The sequence below is a fragment of the Variovorax sp. P2_H12 genome (assembly GCF_056403395.1).
In genome coordinates this window covers 93,434-111,879 of the sequence record NZ_JBFUFO010000010.1, presented here as the reverse complement: position 1 = coordinate 111,879, position 18,446 = coordinate 93,434, and the positions used below count along the sequence as shown (strand labels likewise).

General features: G+C 67.4%; 18 protein-coding genes. 1 reads left to right on the top strand and 17 read right to left on the bottom strand.

What is annotated here, in order from left to right; genetic code table 11:
• Positions 1–3: 3 nt before the first annotated feature.
• The 10 genes from AC1DYK_RS09340 to AC1DYK_RS09295 all read right to left on the bottom strand — a co-directional run bounded on the left by AC1DYK_RS09340 (position 4) and on the right by AC1DYK_RS09295 (position 10,083).
• Positions 4–756, bottom strand: coding sequence for a glucose 1-dehydrogenase (locus AC1DYK_RS09340; RefSeq protein WP_478166023.1), 753 nt, complete (start codon positions 754–756; stop codon positions 4–6).
• Positions 757–767: 11 nt separating this feature from the next.
• Positions 768–2,201, bottom strand: a complete 1,434-nt coding sequence (locus AC1DYK_RS09335; protein ID WP_478166022.1) for an aldehyde dehydrogenase family protein — start codon at positions 2,199–2,201, stop codon at positions 768–770.
• A gap of 11 nt (positions 2,202–2,212) precedes the next feature.
• Positions 2,213–3,301 (bottom strand): isopenicillin N synthase family dioxygenase, encoded by a 1,089-nt coding sequence (locus AC1DYK_RS09330; RefSeq protein WP_478166021.1) that lies wholly within the window; start codon positions 3,299–3,301, stop codon positions 2,213–2,215.
• A gap of 69 nt (positions 3,302–3,370) precedes the next feature.
• Entirely contained in the window at positions 3,371–4,618 is a 1,248-nt protein-coding gene (locus AC1DYK_RS09325) for an ABC transporter substrate-binding protein (protein WP_478166020.1), read from the bottom strand.
• Between the two features lie 63 nt (positions 4,619–4,681).
• The gene (locus AC1DYK_RS09320) at positions 4,682–5,017 is read right to left on the bottom strand and encodes a hypothetical protein (RefSeq protein WP_478166019.1); all 336 of its coding nucleotides are present in this window, start codon (positions 5,015–5,017) and stop codon (positions 4,682–4,684) included.
• A 3-nt stretch (positions 5,018–5,020) separates the two neighbouring features.
• Positions 5,021–5,884 (bottom strand): ArgK/MeaB family GTPase, encoded by an 864-nt coding sequence (locus AC1DYK_RS09315; protein ID WP_478166018.1) that lies wholly within the window; start codon positions 5,882–5,884, stop codon positions 5,021–5,023.
• A 134-nt stretch (positions 5,885–6,018) separates the two neighbouring features.
• Entirely contained in the window at positions 6,019–7,146 is a 1,128-nt protein-coding gene (locus tag AC1DYK_RS09310) for a CaiB/BaiF CoA transferase family protein (protein ID WP_478166017.1), read from the bottom strand.
• A gap of 149 nt (positions 7,147–7,295) precedes the next feature.
• Positions 7,296–7,712, bottom strand: a complete 417-nt coding sequence (locus AC1DYK_RS09305; protein WP_478166016.1) for a cobalamin B12-binding domain-containing protein — start codon at positions 7,710–7,712, stop codon at positions 7,296–7,298.
• Complete coding sequence (locus AC1DYK_RS09300; protein WP_478166015.1) at positions 7,709–9,331, bottom strand: acyl-CoA mutase large subunit family protein; 1,623 nt, start codon at positions 9,329–9,331, stop codon at positions 7,709–7,711. The genes AC1DYK_RS09305 and AC1DYK_RS09300 overlap by 4 nt, the downstream gene beginning before the upstream one ends.
• Positions 9,328–10,083: an enoyl-CoA hydratase/isomerase family protein gene (locus AC1DYK_RS09295; RefSeq protein ID WP_478166014.1), complete on the bottom strand. Its 756-nt coding sequence runs from the start codon at positions 10,081–10,083 to the stop codon at positions 9,328–9,330. Before AC1DYK_RS09295 ends, AC1DYK_RS09300 begins: the two co-directional genes overlap by 4 nt.
• Before the next feature lie 204 nt (positions 10,084–10,287).
• On the opposite strand from AC1DYK_RS09295, the gene AC1DYK_RS09290 reads away from it, so the two are divergent.
• A complete protein-coding gene (locus AC1DYK_RS09290) occupies positions 10,288–11,040 on the top strand; it encodes an IclR family transcriptional regulator (protein WP_478166013.1) in 753 nt (250 codons plus the stop codon).
• A gap of 189 nt (positions 11,041–11,229) precedes the next feature.
• Here the strand turns inward: AC1DYK_RS09290 and AC1DYK_RS09285 are convergent, their stop codons facing one another.
• Genes AC1DYK_RS09285 through AC1DYK_RS09255 form a run of 7 tightly spaced genes read right to left on the bottom strand, consistent with a single transcriptional unit; the run spans position 11,230 to position 18,370 of the window.
• Positions 11,230–11,757 (bottom strand): N-acetyltransferase family protein, encoded by a 528-nt coding sequence (locus tag AC1DYK_RS09285; protein ID WP_478166012.1) that lies wholly within the window; start codon positions 11,755–11,757, stop codon positions 11,230–11,232.
• 54 nt (positions 11,758–11,811) lie between these two features.
• On the bottom strand, positions 11,812–12,597 hold the full coding sequence (locus AC1DYK_RS09280) for an IclR family transcriptional regulator (protein WP_478166011.1): 786 nt from the start codon (positions 12,595–12,597) through the stop codon (positions 11,812–11,814).
• Between the two features lie 13 nt (positions 12,598–12,610).
• Positions 12,611–13,798 carry an MFS transporter gene (locus AC1DYK_RS09275; protein ID WP_478166010.1) on the bottom strand — a complete coding sequence of 396 codons (1,188 nt, stop codon included), beginning with the start codon at positions 13,796–13,798 and terminating at the stop codon, positions 12,611–12,613.
• Positions 13,799–13,805: 7 nt separating this feature from the next.
• Positions 13,806–14,789: a Bug family tripartite tricarboxylate transporter substrate binding protein gene (locus AC1DYK_RS09270; RefSeq protein WP_478166009.1), complete on the bottom strand. Its 984-nt coding sequence runs from the start codon at positions 14,787–14,789 to the stop codon at positions 13,806–13,808.
• A gap of 17 nt (positions 14,790–14,806) precedes the next feature.
• The gene (locus AC1DYK_RS09265) at positions 14,807–16,498 is read right to left on the bottom strand and encodes a thiamine pyrophosphate-dependent enzyme (protein ID WP_478166008.1); all 1,692 of its coding nucleotides are present in this window, start codon (positions 16,496–16,498) and stop codon (positions 14,807–14,809) included.
• Entirely contained in the window at positions 16,495–16,674 is a 180-nt protein-coding gene (locus AC1DYK_RS09260) for a DUF2783 domain-containing protein (protein ID WP_478166007.1), read from the bottom strand. The genes AC1DYK_RS09265 and AC1DYK_RS09260 overlap by 4 nt, the downstream gene beginning before the upstream one ends.
• Entirely contained in the window at positions 16,667–18,370 is a 1,704-nt protein-coding gene (locus AC1DYK_RS09255; protein ID WP_478166006.1) for an FAD-dependent monooxygenase, read from the bottom strand. Before AC1DYK_RS09255 ends, AC1DYK_RS09260 begins: the two co-directional genes overlap by 8 nt.
• Positions 18,371–18,446 lie beyond the last annotated feature (76 nt).

Below are 18,446 nucleotides of genomic sequence, written 5' to 3'. Positions count from 1 at the left end.
CCCTCAGATGGAACGCCCGCCGTCCACCGGCATCTCGACGCCGGTCAGGAAGCGAGCCTCCTCAGTGGCCAGGAACAGCGCCACGTTCGCCACGTCGGCCGGGTCGCACATCCTTCCGAGCGGAATCGTCGAGACGAAGCGAGCCCGGTTCTCGGCGGTGTCCGCCACGCCCATGAAATCCTGAAGAAGGCCCGTGGGCGCCATGACCGGGGAAATGAGATTGACGCGAATGCCATCGGGCGCCAGTTCGACGGCCATCGACTTCGTCATGACCTTCACCGCGCCCTTCGAGCTGTTGTACCAGGTCAGGCCGGGACGCGGGCGGATACCGCCGACCGATCCCACGTTGATGATCACGCCGTCCTTCTTTTCCTTCATCAGCGGGACCACCGCGCGCGTCATGTGATAGATCGACTTGACGTTGACGGCGAACACGCGATCGAAGGTTTCCTCGTCGACATCCAGCATCGACTGGTTGCGGTGCGTGGTGCCCGCGTTGTTGACCACGATATCGGGAACACCGAAGCGCTCCACGCAATGGCGAACCATGGCTTGCACCTGGTCGAAGCGGCTCACGTCGCAAGCCACGGCGCTCACGTTGTCGCCCAATCCCGCGGCGATCCCCCGGGCGGCCTCCAGGTTGATGTCGGCAAGGACGACGCTGGCGTTCTCTTTGGCATAGGCCCGGGCGATCGCGGCGCCGAAGCCGCTGCCTGCGCCGGTGACGATCGCGATCTTCTTGTTCAATCTGGACATGGTGGATTTCCTTATTCGTAGTGCTGGACAATGGTCTTGGTGGTGCTCATCTCTTCGAGGGCAAGAAGGCCTTTCTCGCGGCCATAGCCGCTTTTCTTGACGCCTCCGAACGGCAGCTCGACCCCACCGCCCGCGCCGTAGCAGTTGATGAAGACCTGGCCGCTGGCGATGCGCTGCGCCAGGCGCGCCTGACGGCTTCCGTTCTCCGTCCAGATGCCGGCGACGAGACCGTAATCGGTGGCGTTGGCCAACTGCACCGCATCTTCTTCGTCCGTGAACGGCATGACCGACAGCACCGGGCCGAACACCTCCTGGCAAGCCAGGCGGTGCCCGCGAGGGACGGGTCCGAAGAGCACGGGCTTGACGAAGTAGCCCTCGCCTGGAACGCCTGGCGCCAGGCTGCCTTCGGCCAGCTTCGGAACTCCCATGGCGACCGCCTCGGCGATGAACGAGCTCACCTTGTCGTGTTGCCTGGCGTTGATCATCGGTCCGCAATCCAGATCCATCTCCGGCGTCCCGACCTTCAGCGCCTGGAAGCTGGCCGCGATCGTCGCGACGAACCGGTCGTAGATGCTCGCCTGGACAAGCAGGCGGCTGCCGGCCGAGCAGGTCTGGCCGGCATTCTGGACGATGGCCCGGACGATGATGGGTGCCGCCTTGGCCAGGTCCGCATCGTCGAAAACGATCTGCGGCGATTTGCCCCCGAGCTCGAGAACGCACGGGACATGGTGGCGCGCCGTGGATTGCTGCACCTGGACACCGACCTCCGGCGAGCCGGTGAACGTCGCGAAGTTGATGCCCGGATGCGAAGTCAGCGCCGCGCCGGCCTCGGCGCCATAGCCGGTCACGATGTTCAGGGCGCCGGGGGGCAGCCCCGCCTGCATCGCGAACTCGGCGAGCTTCAGGGCGCTCAGGCAGGCGTCCTCGGAGGGCTTGACCACCGCCGCGTTCCCCATGGCCAGTGCGGGAGCGAGCGTGCGCCCCATCATCTGCGCGGGATAGTTCCACGGGATGATGTGAGCCGTGACGCCGTGCGGAATGCGAACCACGCTCACGTTGTAGCCGCCCAGGTAGGGAATGGTCTGGCCGTGGATCTTGTCGGCAGCGCCGCCATAGAACTCGAAATAGCGCGCCACCGCCTTGGCGTCCGCGCGGGCCACGGACATGGGCTTGCCGGTATCGCGGGCCTCCACCTCGGCCAGTTCCTCGGCATGGTCCAGGATGATCTGCCCGAGGCGCTGCATGATGCGGCCGCGCTCCGTCGCCGTCAGGCGCCCCCAAGGGCCTTGCAGCGCACGGCGCGCTGCCGCGACCGCCAGGTCGACATCCGCGGACCGGCCTCGTGCGATCTTCGCGAACGCCTGTCCGCTGCACGGATCGATGACGTCGATGGTTTCGCCATCGACCGCATCGACCCATTGCCCGTCGATCAACAACTTGCTCACGCGATGCTCCTTCACTTCGAGCCGGCCCCTGCCGGCTCGACCTCGCTCATGAACTTGGGATCGTTGTAGTGGTAGAGATCGTCCAGGTAGGGAACGAAGAAGTCGTAGAAGGAACGCGAGTCGTACTTCGCCTTCTCGCCCGGCTTCACGCACGCCGGGATCGGCCCGACGTTGGCGTCGTCATCGGGGTAGAAGAAGAAGGTCAGCGCATAGCGCTTGGTCGGCGGATTGACGACCCGGTGCGGCGTGGCGATGAACCGGTCGTTGGACAGGCGATTGAGGACCTGCCCGGTGTTCACGATCAGGGCGTCTTTGACGTAGCTGACCTTGAGCCATTCCTTCGACGGCGTCATCACCTGCAGCCCGGGCACCGGCGTCATCGGCAGCAGCGTCAGGAAGCTGCCGTCGGAATGCGGAGCCAGCGCATATTGGCCTTCTTCCATCTTCTCTTCAGGATGGTAGTAGGCGCAGCGCTGATAATACTCCGGCGCCTTGAACATGCTGTCGAAGTAGTCGGCAGGCAACCCCAGCGCCCGCGCATAGATCGGCAGCAGCTTGAGCGAGAGCTTCTCCATCGAGGTCTGGTAGTCGAACAGCGTCTTCTTGAACTCGGGAAGACTCTCGGGCCATTGGTTCAGCCCGCGGTGCCGGACATTGGCAAGCACCTTCGGGTCCTCGGCGGTGCGGTTCCTCATGAACAGCCAGGCGGCATTGGTGTCCTTCTTGGTGTTGACCGCGATCTTCTCCGCGATGGCGGTCGATTTCAGGATCGAGGACTTGGGCGGCAGATAGCCCTGGTGGTGGAATCCGACCCGGTGCCTGAGTTTCTCCTCCATCGAAATATCGAAGAGCTTCGCGGTCTGGCGGAATGACTCGTCGATCAGGGACTGCGGAATGCCGTGGTTGACGATCGCGAAGAAGCCCAGGTTCTCCTGGATGCACTTCACGTCCGCCCCCAGTTGCTCGAGCGCGCCAGGCACGCCCGCCAGATAGGGCCCGACGTCGAGGATCGGCAATTCCTTGCCATCCGCAATGCAAGCCCGAACGCTCGCGGAAGCAGCCACTTTGTTGTCGATCTCCGCGCTCGCTGATGTCGTCATGATTCATGTCTCCTAAATGGTAGTTACCGAAAAACAATCTGCTCGTCGAACTCTCGAATGGAGCTCCCGTCAGTTCCACAACTTGCACTTGGATTCCGCCTTGGAAGCGAAGGCCTGATCGCCCGGGATCATCTGCACCTGCTTGTAGTAGTCCCAGGGTCCCTTGGAGGCGGCAGGGCTCTTGATCTCCATGAGTCGAAGATCGTGGACCATGCGTCCGTCCGGCCGGATATAGCCATTCTGGGCGTACATGTCGTTGATCTTCTCCTTTCTCATCTGCGTCATCACTTCGTCGGCCTCGTCCGACCCCAGCTGCTTGACCGAATTCAGATAGTGAAGCGCCGCGGAGTAGCTGGCCGCCTGCATGCTGGTGGGCTTCTTCTTCATCTTTTCCTGAAAACGGTCGGCCCACTTCCTCGTTTTCTCGTCCGAATCCCAGTACCACGCTTCGGTCAGGTTGATGCCGCTGGTCAGCTTGAGTCCCAGGGCATGCACGTCGGTGATGAACAGCATGAGCCCGGCGATCTTCATCGACTTGGAAATACCGAATTCACTCGCGGCCTTGATCGAGTTGACCGTGTCTCCTCCGCCATTCGCCAGTCCCAGTACTTCTGCCCCGGAGGCTTTGGCCTGCAGCAGGAACGACGAAAAATCGGAGGCCGACAGAGGATGGCGAACGCTGCCGAGCACCTTGCCGCCGTTGGCATTGATGACCTGCGTGGTTTCCCTTTCCAGGGACTCGCCGAAGGCGTAGTCGACCGTCAGGAAATACCAGGTCTTGCCGCCCTGCTTGGTCATCGCCGTGCCGGTTCCGCGGGCCAGGGCCACCGTGTCGTAGAGGTAGTGGACCGTGTAGGGAGAGCACTCCTCGTTGGTCAGCTGGGCTGCGACGCCGCCTGTCACCATCACGATCTTTTTCTTTTCGGCGGCCACCTTGGCAATGGCAAGGCTGGTTCCCGAACTGGGGCCGCTGATGATCATGTCCACGCCCTGCGTGTCGAACCACTCGCGCGCCGTGGTCGCGGCGATGTCGGGCTTGGCGGAATGATTGGCCGTCACGATCTCGATCTTCTTGCCATTGATCGTGCCGCCGACGTCCGCGATCGCCATCTTCACGGCCTCGGTGATTCCGTTCCCGCCCATGTCGGAATAGATGCCGGACATGTCGGCGAGGACGCCGATCTTCACGACGTCGTCATTGATCTTCGACCATGCCGGCGCGCTGGCCGCGATGGACATCAGAGCCACCGCCGCAGCGATGCGGCTTCGTGAGCCCGAGATTTTTTTCAAGAAGGCGTTGCTGGAAGAATTTCTCATTGTTGTCTCCTGTTGTTCGATTCACACGATCCTTGCCCATCGGCCGCCCGGCCGACGGTGCGCTCACCGGGGGGCCGGCGGCCCCGGGCCCGAGCCCCCCGCTGCGTGCTGCGCGACGACGTTGCGCCGCAGCGTCTGGAGCATCCGCAACTGCTCGGGATCCGCCATGGTGCTGGCGACGTTCTGGCAGTAGTCCCACAGCGTCTCGTCGACGCGGGCCTCGAGGCGGACCGCATCGACCAGGCGCAGGATGGCCAGGCGGTCATGCCTGAGCTTGACGCTGCGCTGGACCAGGGAAAGCGCGGCAGCGCGGGCATCGAGCGCCTGCGTCTGCGAGGCCTGCGCATGGGCGCCGTGGCGCAGGGTTCTTTTCAGCGACTTGATCAGAGCGCGCGACATGGCTCAGTCCACCTGCGTGCCGGAATTGCGGACCACCGCAGCCAGTACCCGCGCCAGCTGCTCCTGCAGCGGGGCTTCGAAAAAGACGTCCTCCTGACCGGCGATCGCCTCCGCGACGCGCATCTCCAGAAGCCGCCGGAGCCGGTAGCGGACCCGTTGGGCGCGAAGCCGCTGGTAGCGTTGCGGGTCGGCGCTGCGCCACGCCTGGTGGCGGTCGATCGCTTCCGACAGGGCACTGATCGAGCCCGGCTGCGACGCCGAGGCCAGCAAAATCGGCGCCCGCCACGCGCCCTCGGGGCGTTGGGTCACGGCCGCGATGCGCTGGATGTCGGTGGCCATTCGTTGCGCCCCCGGCAGGTCCGACTTGTTGACCACGAAGATGTCGGCCATCTCCATGATCCCGGCCTTCATGGCCTGCACCGTGTCGCCGCTCTCGGGCAGCAGCACGAGAACCAGCGTGTCGACCTGTGCACGCACCGCGTACTCGGCCTGGCCGATGCCGACCGTTTCGAGCAGGACTTCGTCGAAGCCGAACTCGTCCATGATGTCCAGCATCTCGGGCAGGTTGTCGGCGAGGCCGTCGCAGGTGCGGCGCGAGCCGAGCGAGCGGATGTAGAGGTCCCCGACGCCGGTCAGGTCGTCCATGCGAACGCGGTCGCCCAGGATCGCACCCCCGCTCTTCGGGCTGCTCGGATCGACGGCCAGCACGCCCAGCCGGCCTTTCGGCCTGCGTTCGAGCGCCAGGTGCCCGACCAGCGTGCTCTTGCCGGCACCCGGTGCCCCGGTGACGCCGATCCGGCGGGCAGCGTGCGCCGGGCGCTCGCGCGGCGCCGCCTCCGCCMGCGCCGCCGTGCTCGCGTTGGCCATGCGCGTCAGCGCGCGGCTCAGCGCCCATCGATCCAGCGGCGGCGCGGCGCTTCCTGGCCCCCACGCTCGGCACTCCGTGTCCTCGCTGCCCCCCGAGGGGGTGCGAGCTTGCTTGGGGCGGCCCGGCGCGGCGCTCACAAGGCGACCCTCCCCAGCACTTCGTCGCCGTGCTCGTCCAGCAGGGGCGGCAAGCCGTAGCTCGGCGAGAAGCCCTGGAAGCGGATCGGGCTGGCCACCGCCTGCAGCGGCAGGCTGCCGTCGCCCAAGGACACGACCAGCGAGCGCGCGGCGGCGATGTCGCTGCGCAGGGCGGCATTGAGCGTGCCGACCTCGGCCACCACCACGCCCAGCGGGCTCAGGCGGCGCACCCATTCGGCCGCGGAGGCCTGGCGCAGCACGCCGGCGATCGCGCCGATGACTTCGGCCCGATGCGCGCGCCTCCCGGCCATGGTCGCGAACTTCCGGTCCACGACCCACTCCGGACGCCCGATCTCCCCGCAGAAGGTCTTCCAGAACTTGTCGTGGGTGATGAACAGGGTGAGCCACCCCTCGGCCGTCGCGAAGATCTGCGCCGGGACGACGTAGGGGTGCGACGAATCCGCCAGCCGCTCGATGATCTCGCCGGCGTTGAGCGCGGCACCCGCGAGGTAGTTGAGCTGCGAGAGCATCACGTCGTACATCGCGACGTCGACCTGGCCGCCCTGGCCCTGCACGATCTTGGCCAGCAACCCCACCGCGGCCACCAGCCCCGCCGAGTTGTCGACCGCGGAGTAGCCGGCCTTGGTGGGCGGCGCCTCGGGGTCGCCGGTCAGCGCCATCACGCCCGTCATCGCCTGAATGACGTAGTCGTAGGCCGGGTTGTCCGCATACGGCCCGTCGAGGCCGTAACCCGTCAGGGCCACGCAGACCAGGCGCTCGTTCCATTCCCGAAGCGCGTCGTAGGTGAGGCCGAGCTTGCGGATCGCCGAGGGCCGCAGGTTCGTCACGAGCGCATGCGAGGTCTCGACGATGCGGCCCAGCGCCGCGCGCCCCTCGTCGCTGGCCAGGTCGAGCACGACACTCTTCTTGTTGCGGTTGAGGCTCGCGAAGTAGGCGTTGTGCGGCCCCACGAAGTGGGGGCTGACGGTGCGGCCGATGTCGCCCTCGGGCGTCTCGATCTTGATGACTTCGGCGCCCATGTCGGCCAGCATCAGGCCGCAATAGGGCCCGGCCAGCATGTGGCCGACCTCCACGATCCGGATTCCCGCGAGCGGCGCGTTCATCGGAGCACCTTCGTGCTTCGCACTGCGGTGCGAGCTTGCTTGGGAGCGGCCCGGCGCGGCGCTCATTCCAGCCCCCACGCTCGGCACTTCGTGTCCTCGCTGCCCCCCAAGGGGGTGCGAGCTTGCTTGGGAGCGGCCCGGCGCGGCGCTCATCCGAGACTCTTCGCCAGCGAGCGGACGACGACGTCCAGGGGCATGTCGGCGGTGAAGATCGCCGTGACGCCGAGGTCGCGCAGGTAGGGCTGGTCTTCGGCCGGGATGGTGCCGCCGACGAAGACCTTCACGTCGTGCGCCCTGAGTTCGCGCAGCTGCGCGATGACTTCGGCGACGAGCTCCTTGTGGCTGCCCGACAGGATGCTCAGGCCCACCGCGTCGACGCCCTCGTCCACCGCCACCTGCGCGATCTGCAGCGGACTGCGACGCAGGCCGGTGTAGATCACCTCCGCGCCGGCGTTGCGCAGCGTCAGCGCGATGATCTTGGCGCCGATGTCGTGACCGTCGAGACCGGGCTTGCCGATCAGTATCCGCTTCGCCGCCAGCGCGGCGGAGGTCTGTTGCGCACTCATAGGTTCACCGGTTCCTTGAATTCGCCCCATTGCTCTTTCAGGCGCGCCACCATTTCGCCGACGGTGGCGTAGGCGTGGCAGCACTCGACGAGGTAGGGCATGATGTTGACGTTGTCCTTGGCCGCCGCCGCGGACAGCCCGGCCAGCGAGCGGTCGACCTCCGACTGCCGGCGCGTGTCGAGCACCCGTTGGAATTTTTCGAGCGCGCGCTGGGCCACGGTCGGGTCGAGCGTGAACACCTCGCCCACCTTGATTTCCTCGTCCGCCTTCTTGAAGTGGTTCTGGCCGACGATCACGTTGCGGCCCGAATCGGTGTCGAGCTTGCGCTCGAGTCCGCGCTCGGCGAGCCGCAGCTGGATCCATCCGTCCTCGATGGCCCGGACCACGCCGCCGTAGGCATCGATCTCGCCCATCACCTGAGTGATCTGCTGCTCCATCCGGTCGGTGTGCTGCTCCAGGAAGTAGCTGCCGCCCAGGGGATCGACCGTGCGCCCGATGCCGCTCTCGAAGGCGATGATCTGCTGCGTGCGCACGGCCAGCTCGGCCGAGGACTCGGTGGGAATCTGGAAGGCCTCGTCGAACGCGCAGGTGAAGATGGACTGCGCGCCGCCCAGCACCGCCGCCATCGTTTCCACCGCCACGCGCACGACGTTGTTGTAGGGCTGCGGCGCGACCAGCGACGAGCCGCCGCAGACCACGCCGAAGCGGAAGTGCTGGGCCTTCGGATCCTGGACGCCGTAGCGTTCCTTCATCAGGCGCGCCCACAGTCGCCGGCCGGCACGGAACTTGGCGATCTCGTCGAAGAAGTCCATGTGGACGTAGAAGAAGAAGGACAGGCGCTTGGCGAACTTCTCCACGTCGCCGCCGCGGGCCTGCAACTCGTCCACGTAGGCCAGGCCGTTGGCCAGGGTGTAGGCCATCTCCTCGGCCGCCGTCGCGCCGGCGTCGCGCACATGGGCGCCCGCGATGCTGATCGGATTGAAGCGCGGCGACACGTCGTTGGAATAGAGAATCGAGTCCGCGATCAGGCGCATCGACGGGCGCACCGGGAAGATCCAGGTACCGCGCGCGACGTACTCCTTCAGGATGTCGTTCTGGATCGTTCCGGTCAGCTTGCTACGCGGAACATTCTGCTTGTCGGCCACGGCCAGGTACATCGCATAGACGATGGCGGCCGTCCCGTTGATGGTGAACGAGGTCGATATCTTCGACAGGTCGAGGCCCTTGAACAGGATCTCCGCCTCGCTCAGGTTGGACAGCGACACGCCGACCTTGCCGATCTCCGGCCGCGCCATCGGGTGGACCGGATCCAGGCCGCACTGGGTGGGCAGGTCGAGCGCCACCGACAGGCCCGTCTGCCCTTTTTCCAGCAGGAACTTGTAGCGCTCGTTGGATTCCTCGGCGGTGCCGAAGCCCGAGTACTGGCGGATGGTCCAGAGGCGCCCCTGATACCCGTCCGGGAAGATCCCGCGCGTGAAGGGGTACTCTCCGGCCGCGCCGATGTGGTCGGCCTGCACGGCCTCTGCGCCGACGCTGGTCGGAACTTCGATGCCGCTCGGGCTGACGGGGCGCAGCTGGGGCTCCAGGTCGGGCACCGCCGGATCGACGCCGCCGCTCATTTCGCGCTCCTGGCAAGAAACTTGTCCGACGCACGCCAGTGATCGTCATGCAGCCAGGTCTTCAGCACCTGCTGCCGCTCGACGGCGCGGCGGGCCTCGTAGGAAGCACCCTGGCGCCAGGCCGCGGTCTGCGCCTTGATGCCGCGCAGCACCTGGGGTGCACACGCGAGCAGCGGTTCCAGGAAGACCTGGACGTCCTCGCCTGCCGGACCGTCCGAGACCACCACATCGGCCAGGCCCCACTGCAGCGCCAGCGGCGCGTCGACGAGCTCGCACCGGCTCATCATTCGCATCGCCCGGGCGCCGCCCACCAGCTGGCACAGGTCCGGCCCGCCTCCCCACGCCGACGAGATCGCCAGCCGCGCCTGGATGAAGCCGATGCGGGCGTGTTTCGCCTGCATCCGCATGTCGCACGCCAGGGCCAGCTCGGCGCCGCCGCCAATGGCGTCTCCGTTCAGGTACGCCAGCACCGGTACCGGGCATGCGCGCACCGCATCGAGTGCCGCGCGCGACTGCTCGGCCATGTCGATGGTCGAAGGCTCGTCGCGCACGCCGGCCAGTTCGACGAGGTCGCCGCCGGCGGCGAAGAACCGGTCACCGGCTCCGCTCAGGACGATGAAGCGCGCGTCCGGCCGGGCGCCGGCCGCGGCCACGGCCCGTCCCAGCTCGGAGAGCACCCCCCGGGCGAGCGCGTTGTGCTTGTGCGGCCGGTCGATCGTGATCCACACGACGCCACCGGCACGTTCCTCCACTGCGATGTCCTTGCTTGTTTGCACGCTGTCTGGTCTCCGTCGAGTTGTTGCGTGCTGATGCTATGAACCGACATGTTCTAGAACAAGAACCAATGTTCAGCATTACGAACATAATGGGGCGGCGAGAGAAAAACGGGGCGGATTGATCCGATTTGTTCAACGGGCCGAACTTCGGCCCTGCAGACGTTCATGGAAGGAAGCGCGATGTCCGGTGTGACAGTGACTGCAATCGAGAGGGTGATCGACATCTTCGAGGCGTTCCAGGCGAGCCAGCGGCCGCTGTCGCTGACCGACCTGTCGGAGGCGGTCGGCATTCCCAAGAGCACCTGCCATGCCATCGTCTCGACGCTGACGGCACGCGGCTACCTGTACACGCTCAACCGGCCGCGCGCGCTCTATCCGACCAAGCGCATGTACGACGTGGCGCGCGACATCCTCGCGAAGGATCCCTTCATCGAACATGCCACGCCGGTGCTGGAGCGGCTGCGCGACGCGACCCGCGAAACCGTGATCCTCGGCAAGCGCCAGGCGGAATCGGTGATCTACCTGCAAGTCATCGAAGGGCTTCACTCGATCCGCTATTCGGCCAAGCCCGGCGAGTTCAAGCCGCTGCATTCGAGCTCCATCGGCAAGGCCTTGCTGGGAAGCCTCAAGGAGCCCGAGTTGCGCACCTGGCTGGAAGGCCGGCAGTTGGCCCCCATCACCTCCGCCACGAAAACCGAGCACGAGGCATTGATCCAGGACATCCTGGAAAGCCGAAAAATCGGCTACTTCGTGACGCGAGGCGAGAACGTGAGCGACGTGTGGGCGGTCGCGACCTTTCTCACGATCAACAACGAAACGCTGGCCGTTGCCGTCGCCGGGCCGAGACACCGGATCGAGGGCAACGTGGCCGAATGCGCCAACCTGCTGGTAGCGACTTGCAGCTTCTTGTCGCGACAACTGGTGCGCGCTTAGTCAGGCAGCGGAGTGATCTTTCGACGAAGAGCGATGAGGCCATCGGAAACGTCACTTCCAGGCCGGGCTGCCTCGAAGGTCGAAGACGGCATTCACGTTTCGTTCGCGATCTTCACATCGCCCGATTGGAGGACTCGCTGGATGCAGCCGTGCGCTCGTCGACTTGGTCGCTATCCGGTTCGCTGAGGGTCACGGCGCGGGAGTGGCATCGGGATCCGTGCGCGAATCGATCTTGAGCTGAAGGAAGGCGAGATCCAGCCAGCTGCCGAACTTGGTGCCGACCTCCTTGAGCAGGCCGACTTCCTCGAAGCCGAGCTTCTTGTGCAGCTCGATGGAACCCGCATTCTTCGCCTCGATGCCCGCCACCATGACATGCTTGCCGAGGGCGCGCGCGCGCTCGATCAAGGCCACCATCAAGGCCCGGCCGATGCCCGCACCGCGACAGTCGCGGCGCACGTACACGGAGTGCTCCACGGTATGGCGGTAGCCGTCGAAGGCGCGCCAGTCGCCGAAAGAGGCGTAGCCCGCCACCGCGCCGAGCGCATCCTCCGCGACCAGGACCGGGTAGCCGACGCGCTGACGGTCGGCGAGCCAGGCGGCGCGATTGGCAGCGTCGACGGTCTTCTCGTTCCAGATCGCCGTGGTGTTGACCACGGCATCGTTGTAGATGGCGGCGATGCCGTCGATGTCGCCCGGGCCGGCGTCACGTACGTGCATGATGAACTCCAGTCAAAGTCGAACTCGAGGTGCCTGCGGACGGCATGGCGCGCATCAGTCGACCGCCCCGATTTCCTTGGCGATCACGCGCACCGTTTCCATCATCCGGGGGGCGATCTTGTCCACCATCATCTCCCGGGGCAGCAGGTAACCCGGCCCGCCGCAGCTGACGACGTAGAGTTCGCCGCGCGGACCTGCCAGCGTCGTGCCCAGCGCATGGATGTCGCGGTGCCAATCGCCGAAAGAGCTGCAGTAGCCCTTCTGCGCGTACTCCTGCATCGCCGCATCCAGGCGCGTGCTCACGCTGCTCCAGTCGGCGCCGGCGTTCCGCCGGATGTCATCCAGCAGCGCCTCCCGAGGCGGCCCCTCGAGCGCGGCCAGATAGGCGCGGCCGACGGCCGAGGTGGCCATGTCCATGCGCATGCCGACATCGAGGCGCGACAGGATCACCGCGGAATGCGGTCGGATGGAGTCGATCAGCACGATCTCGAGCCCGTCGCGCACGCCCAGGTGCACCGCCGCGCCCGCGAACTCGGCCAGTTCGGCCAGGTACAGCCGGGCGTGGCTGCGCAGGTCGAAATTGCGCAGGTAGGCGTTGCTCAGGTTCAGCAGTTCGGCCCCCAGGCTGAAGCGCTCGCTGTCGGCGGATTGCCGCAGGTAGCCGGCACCCACGAGGGTGGCCGCGATGCGCGATACGGTGGCCTTGGGAATGCCGGTGGCGCCGGCCAGTTCGCGGTTGCTCAGCGGCGCGCTGGCCTGCGACACCACCCGCAGCACGGCCAGGCCGCGCGCCAAGGCGCTGACTTCGTCCTTGGGCTGGGTGGGCGTGCTGTTCGTCATGGAGTCCCTCATTTTAAGGACGCAGCGCAGCGCCCTCCCCGGGTTCGACCGTTGCTCTGGGCACCACGATGCGGCGCACCACCACCGCGCCCAGCGCCAGCACGCCCACGGCCACTGCGATGAGGAATGCGGCGAAGCCCGCCGAGCGTATCAAGGGCGCAGCCAGCAGCGGACCGAGGCCCTGTCCCGCGAACAGGCCGCAGGCGAACAGGGCCATGGCCGAGCCTCGCGCCGCGGGTGCGAGCTCCGTCGCCTCGGTCTGCAGCCAGTTGTGGATCATGTAGAAGCCGATCCCCGCAACCAGCATCAGCGCCGCGCAGAGCCACCACGCCGTCGCGAACGCCATGGCGGCGTAGCCGCCTGCCGCGGCCACGGCGCCGAACAGGCACATGCGGCGCACGCCCAGCGCAGCAATCAGCTGGCGGACCATCACGCCGTAGATCAAGCCGCCGACGCCGAAGGCGCCAAGCACCAGCCCGGCCCGGCTGGCTATCGATTCGGCAAGCTCGGGCGCACGCGCCAGCAGCAAGGCGCCCGCGAAGGGGAAGAGGCTGAAAAAGAGCAGTCCTTCGGCCAGCACGCAGGCATAGATCCAGAGCGCCTTGGGATTCTCGAAGACCCGGCCATACAGCGCGGCGGCCGAGAGCCGCGTGCCGCCGGCCGCGTGCGGCACCGCCGGCATCCGCAGCAGGGCCAGCGAAGCCGCCGCCGCCAGTGCCGCCGCGATGACCAGCGGGCTGCGCCAGCCCAGGGCGTCGTGAACCAGTCCCGACACCACCGATCCGAGCATCTGCCCGCCGATGATGGCCAGCAGCATGCGCCCGATCATCGCCTGGCGTTCCGCCATGCCGTAGCGCTCGCCCATGGCGGCCAGCACCAGCGGAATCAGGCCGCCCGCGAAGGCGCCCGCGAGGATGCGCGTGACCAGCAGCAGCGCAAACGTTGTCGCGAAGGCGCCGAGGATCAGCGCCAGCGCCATCGCGACGCCGCAGACCTTCATGCAATTCAGTTTGCCGAAGCGGTCGCCCAGCGGACCCAGGAACAACTGCGCGAGGGCATACGGGAGGGCATAGGCGGGATTCAGCCAGGCCGCCGTGGCGACATCGACCGACAGGTGCTGCGCCACCGGCAGGACGATCGGGTCGGTCACGCGCATGGCGAACCCGCTCGCAAGACTGGCCACCGCGAAGGCGAGGAACATGCGCTGCCTATTCCATCCGGATGCCGAGCTTGCGGATCACCACGCCCCACTGATCGGAATCCTCTTTCATCATCCGGGCGTGCTCCGCAGGGGTCGAGGTCGCCATGGTGGAGCCGCCCCGCACGAACAGCTCGGTGACTTCGGGCGTGCGCGCGGTCTTCATGATCGCCGCGTTGAGCTTGTCGACGATCTCGGTGGGCGTGCCGGCCGGCGCGAAGAACTGCTCGAGGCCGGGCAGGTCGATGCCGGACACGCCGGCTTCGGTGAGGGTGGGCACCTCGGGAATCGACGGCAGCCGTTCCTTGTCGGCGACGCCCAGGATCTTCACCAACCCGCCCTTGGCGTTGGCGATGGCGGTCGACGGGCCGTCGAAGACCAGCTGGATCTGTCCGCCGAGCAGGTCGCGCACGGCTTCCGTGCTGCCCTTGTAGGGCACGTGGACGATGTCGATCCCCGCATTGGCCTTGAGCAGTTCGCCGTTGATGTGGCCCGACGAGCCGATCCCGTAGGAGCCGTAGTTCACCTTGCCGGGGTTGGCCTTGGCGTAGGCGATCATCTCCTTCAGCGTGCTGTACGGCGCGTCCTTCGTGGCGACCAGGATGGTGCGGGTGCGCGACACCACGCCCACCGGCGCCATGTCCTTGAAGACGTCGAACGGCGGCTTGGCGTACAGGTGCGGCAGCTGGCTGGTCGTGACCGTGATGGTGTAGAGCAGCGTGTAGCCGTCCGCCGGCGAGCGCATCAGCTCGCGCACCGCGATGGCGGTGGATGCACCGGGCTTGTTCTCGACGACGACGGGCGTCCCCAATTCTTGCGACAGGCGGTTCGCGATGGCGCGCGCCTGGATGTCCGAGGAGCCGCCGGGCGCCAGCGGCGTGATGATGCGGATCACTTTCCCCTTCTGCGGGAAAACCTCCGCAGCTCCGGCCGACAGGGGGAGCAGCCCGATGGACAGGCAGAGCGTGGCGAGAAGGCGCGCGGCTTTTTTCATGGGTTGTCTCTTTCGTTTCAGGCAGGTTGACCCAGAGGGTTGGGATCGGCGGGCGCATGGCCCCGAATCAGGTGCCAGGGACTGGGGAAGTCGCCGGTCGTCGCCTCGATCAGCGCCGGCCGGCGGGCAGCGACGGCGTCCGCCAGTGCGCCGGCCAGGGCGGCCGGTGTGTCCACCCGCAGGCTGTCCACGCCGAAGGCCCGGGCCAGCATCATGAAATCGGGATTGGTCAGTTCGGTCGCGTAGTCGCGCCCGAACTGCTTGCGCTGCAGCAGGCGCACATTGCCGAAGGCCTCGTTGTTGAACACGATCACCACCACCGGCAGCCGATAGCGTCGCGCGGTCGCCAGTTCCTGCAGCGTCCAGCCGAACCCGCCGTCGCCGGCGATCGCCACCACGACCCGGTCGGGATGCGCCACGGCAACGCCCAGGGCGGTGCAGTAGGCGTGTCCCAGGGTGCCCTGGTAGCCGGCGCCGATGAAGGTGCCCGGCGCGTGCACCGGATAGCCCAGGTGCGCCGGATAGCCCACCTGCGTCAGGTCGCTGACCAGGAAGCCATCGTCGGGAATGGCCTTGCGCAAGGCCTGCAGCCATTCGCGCTGCGGCGCGATGTCGCCCAGCTGCCCCTCGGTCCAGGCCCGCAGCGCCTGCACCTCGCGCGTGCGGTCCGGCGGCGGCCCCTGCCGCGCATCGAGCGCGGCGTCGAGCGCGTCGACCGCGGCGCGGGCGTCGGCATGGATGGCGACGGCCGGCTGCCGGGGGGCGCCCAGGTCGTGCGGATCCGCATTGACCAGGATCAGCTGCGCGTCGGACCGCAGGCGCGGGGGTGCGCCCTGCGGATCGATGAATCGGCTGCCCACGCTGAGCACCACGTCGGCATGCGGCAGCAAGGCGCGCGACGCCAGCCAGGTCAAGGCCATCGGATGGCGCGACGACAGCGCGCCCGTGCCGTTCTCCGTCACCAGCACCGGGATCTGCAGCCGCTGCGCCAGCCGCGCCAGAGACGCCGATGCCGCCGCGGCCACGATCCCGCCGCCGGCGACGATCACCGGGCAACGCGCGCCACGCAGCAGCCGGGCGGCGCGCTCGATCAGGACCGGGTCGCAGGCGCTGCGGGCGGGCTCGGGCGCGACCGGGGCCAGCGTCACCTCGTCCGCGCGCTGCAGGACGTCCTGCGGCAGTTCGACCCCCACCGGCCGCGGCCGGCCCTCGCGCAGCTGCGCCATGGCGCTGCGCACCACCCGCGGCACGGCCTTGGGCGAGTCGGCCAGGCCGTGCCACTTGACCAGGCTCCTGAGGATGCCCGACTGGTCGGGCAGCTCATGCAGCACGCCGAGGCCGCGGCCGATCCGATCGGACGGAATCTGCGCGGCCAGGAACAGCATGCGCGAGCTGCAGGCATAGCCGGTCGCCAGTCCGGCCAGCGCGTTGAGCATGCCGGGACCGGGCACCACCATGCTCACGCCGGTGCGTCCGCTGGAGCGTGCATAGCCGTCCGCCATGTAGCTGGTGGCCTGCTCGTGCCGCGGCACGAACAGACGCAGCGTGTCCTGCATGCCCGCCAGGGCATCCACGGCCCAGTCGAGCTGCACGCCCGGCACGCCGAAGATGTCGCGCACGCCTTCGCTGGCCAACTGCTGCGCCAGGGCCTCGCCGCCGGTCATCCGCGAGGCCGACGCCTGCGCATCCGCTGCGTTGGGGAGGGTCATGAAGGTTCCTGTTCCAGGGCCGAATCGATGGCGCGGTGAACGGCCGCGGCGTCGCCGACCTGCTTCATCAGCAGCAGCGTCAGGCGCGCCAGAACGGCGGGCGTCTGTGCTTCGCCGGCGTCGGTGAGTGCATAGCAAAGCCGGGTGTAGACGTCGTCGAGTTCCTGGTCAGACATGGCATTCCTCCTGCGTCGCCGCCAGCGCGTGATCGATCGCCAGGGCCAGCGCGTCGCCGTCGGCGCGCCGCCAGCGGCCCATGACATGGCCGTCCGGGCGCACCAGGTACAGGCTGCCCGGCTGCGCGCCATAGAGTGGGAACAGGCGCCCCGTGGCGTCCACTGCGACGCCGGCGCGCCGGCCGCCACGGGCGATCACGCCGGCCTTGAAGGGGATGCGCCGCGCGATGCCGTCGAAGGCCCGGGCCAGCGCCTCGGGCAGCTCGCCGTCCTCGCTGAAATAGAGCGCGGTGAAGTGCGGCCCCAGCAGGTCCGTCAGGAAGCCGGCCCGCCCGTCGGTTTCGAGCGGACACTCCCGCAGGATGTCGCCGGGTGCCGGCCCCGCCTCGAAGGCCGCGGACGCTTCGGCGTCGGCGTTCAGCGGCGACAGGTACAGCGGGATCGCCGCATGCTGGCGCGGATTCATCAGGCTCGTGATCCACGGATGGCGCTGGCTCAGCGACAGGACCGCGTCGCGCATCAGGCGGAACGGCGCCGACGGCGGCGCCATGAACTCCGCGCCCTTGGATGCGAAGCGATGGTTCTCGCGCGCGGCATGCACGCGTTCGATGCTGTAGCTCTCCAGCAGGCCTGGCCCGGCCAGCCCCTTCAGCACGAAGGCGAGCTTCCAAGCCAGGTTGTGCGTGTCGTCGATGGCCGAATTCATGCCGCGCACGCCGAAGATGGGCACGAGGTGCGCCGCGTCTCCCGCGAACAGCACGCGCCCATGCAGGTAGCTGTCGAGGGTCAGCGCGCTGGCGCGGTACAGGCTCATCCATACCGGCTTCCACGGGCGATCGACACCCATCATTTTCAGGTGCCGGTCGACCTGGGCGAACACGCGCTCGGGCTGCGTCTCTTCGGTTTCGTCGTCCTTGTCGCCGAGCTGATAGTCGAAGCGCAGCATGTTGCCGGGCTTCTTGTACATCAGCAGCGTGCCGCCCGGCTTCGACGGCGGGTCGAACCAGCAGCGGCGCCCGACCGGCAGGCCTTCGGTGTCGATGCGGATGTCGATGATGACGTAGCGTCCCTCATGGCGCTTGCCCTCCATCCGCAGGTCCATCAGTTCCCGCACCGTGCTGCGCCCGCCGTCGCAGGCCACCACCCAGTCGGCGTCGATCGCATAGTCGCCCCGCGGCGTTTCGACCTCGAGCCGCGCACCGCCCTCGCCTTGCCGCAGCGCCTTCACGCGGGTCTGCCAGCGGATGTCGATCAGGCCGCGGCGTTCGCAGGCTTCGTTCGCCATGCAGTGTTCGATGTAGTTCTGCAGGTGGCTGATGGCGGGAGGGTATTTCTGGTTGGCGTCGTGCGGCATGTCGAAGCGGAACACTTCCTTGTCGCCGTAGTAGGTCCAGCCGGTGGTCCAGCCATGGCCGGTTCGCATCACTTCGTCGATGACGCCCAGCTGCTGCAGGATTTCCAGCGTGCGGCGGGTGAAGGCGCCGGCCCTGCTGCCGCTGCACACCGTGTCGTCGGCTTCCAGCACCACCACCGGGATGCCGTGGTTGGCCAGGCCCAGCGCCAGGGCCAGGCCGGTCGGGCCGCCGCCGGCAATGACCACCGGGTGCCGCACGGCATCGCGCCCGTCCACGAGGTCTGCCGGCAGGCGCGCCTCGTGATGCTGGTATTCGAAGTACTCGTCAAAGGTGATTTCCATCGCGGAGCTTTGGGTGGCAAGGTTCGGAGGCGATGGTATTTTGGAACATGATTTCATTTTATTAACGCAAACCCGA